We start from the raw sequence: 259 nt of genomic DNA, 5'->3' as shown, positions 1-259 counted from the left end.
GAAAACACCCTGGCCCGGTCGGCGAGGATCGCGCTCTCCTTCTCCGGGTCGCGAGGGGGCTCATCTTCTCCGGCCGTGCCCGGGGGAAGGGGGAGCGGTACGCTTCCTCCCGCCGCAAGGAACAGGGGGAGGTCATATATGAGGAACTCCTCTTCTTCGGTCAGGATCGCGCCGGGAGGCGAGGAGGAGTCTATCCCGGATGGAGGGGAGATCGTGTCCGCCCAAACCCCCTTCACGGCATCCACCTGGAGGGCCACGC

General features: G+C 66.8%; 1 protein-coding gene. It reads right to left on the bottom strand.

Annotated elements, in window-relative coordinates:
- A partial coding sequence (locus FQ664_RS27590; protein ID WP_218570438.1) for a hypothetical protein occupies positions 1-259 on the bottom strand: 259 nt, incomplete at both ends.

The sequence above is a fragment of the Pseudomonas persica genome (assembly GCF_900291015.1).
Classification (GTDB): Bacteria; Pseudomonadota; Gammaproteobacteria; order Pseudomonadales; family Pseudomonadaceae; genus Aquipseudomonas.
Note: the sequence above shows the minus strand (reverse complement) of the source record. Positions and strands in the feature narration are given on the sequence as shown.